This is a genomic window from Microcoleus sp. N9_A2 (assembly GCF_036701775.1).
GTDB lineage: Bacteria > Cyanobacteriota > Cyanobacteriia > Cyanobacteriales > Microcoleaceae > Microcoleus.
The window spans coordinates 1-1366 of the sequence record NZ_JAUBRH010000154.1 but is presented as its reverse complement, the minus strand read 5'-3'; the positions used below and the strand labels follow the sequence as shown (position 1 = coordinate 1366).

Annotated in this window: 1 pseudogene; it reads left to right on the top strand. The window is 42.5% G+C overall.

Annotated elements, in window-relative coordinates:
- The first annotated feature begins 126 nt into the window (after window positions 1-126).
- A pseudogene (locus tag QUA44_RS30505) lies at window positions 127-1327 on the top strand (RNA-guided endonuclease InsQ/TnpB family protein).
- Window positions 1328-1366 lie beyond the last annotated feature (39 nt).

The window sequence follows — 1366 nt, the reverse complement described above, 5'->3', positions numbered from 1 at the left end:
TTACCAAAAAATTGGGTCTAAAGCCCCGTCCTTCTAGGACGGCTTTAATTTCCACTTATTGCAAATAATTGTTAAATATACGTATTTTGTAACTAAAAGCTTTCGCAAAAGTGATAAGATTTTGTCATGATAGTTCTAGAGTTTAAGTTGAAAGGCAAAGCCGAGCAATATCGGGTCATCGACGAGATGATCAGAACAGCTCAATTTGTCCGAAACAAAACTCTTAGATATTGGATAGACAATCAAGGAGTTAAGCTAATTGATCTGTACAAACAATGCGCCATTATGGCAAAAGAGTTTGAATGGGCAGGCAAGCTTAACTCAATGGCACGTCAGGCTTCTGCCGAACGTGCCATTTTTGCTATCCAACGTTTTTTCGCTAATTGCAAAGCAAAAACACCAGGCAAAAAAGGCTACCCAAAGTTTAAGAAAAATACTCGCTCTGTCGAATACAAAACATCAGGATGGCTACTTTCTGCCGACAAAAGATGTTTGACATTTAAGGACGGCTTTGCTGCTGGAAAGTTCAAATTAGTCGGTAGTCGGGATTTGCATTTCTATGCACCAGATGAGATTAAGCGAATCAGAGTTGTGCGTCGTGCCGACGGATACTACGCACAACTTTGCATCAATGTGGAGCGAAAAGAGGAACTTATTCCGACTGGTAAAGCTATTGGAATAGACGTGGGATTGAACCATTTCTATACCGATAGCGATGGCGAAACAGTCGCGAACCCTCGCCACCTCCGAAAAAGTGAAAAAGCTTTGAAGAGATTGCAAAAGCGAGTTTCTCGAAAGAAGAAAGGCTCTGGCAATCGAAAAAAAGCGATCAACAAGTTAGGAAGAAAGCACCTGAAGGTTAGTCGGCAGCGTAAAGACTTCGCCATAAAGACGGCGTTGTGCGCGGTAAAATCTAGCGATTTTGTAGCCTATGAAGACCTTCAAGTACCGAATATGGTCAAAAACCATAAACTTGCTAAGTCGATTAGCGATGCAGCGTGGTCACAAACTTGATCATTATTTGGAGTATTTTGGAAATGTGTACGGCAAAACAGTAATTGCTGTTCCACCTCAATACACCTCGCAAGATTGTTCAAGTTGTGGCAATACTGTCAAGAAAACGCTATCAACCAGAACCCATATTTGCAATTGCGGTGCGACGTTAGATCGTGACTACAACGCAGCTCGCAATATTTTGGTTAAAGGGTTGAAGCAAGCAGGAATTAATTTGAATTTAAATACGGTGGGGCACACCGAAATCAACGCTTGGGGACAGACCGATCTCTACTCTTTGATGGCAGCATCAACGAGCAAATCGACTGATTGATCCAAGAATCCCCGCGCCTTCAAGGCCGGGGAGTGTCAA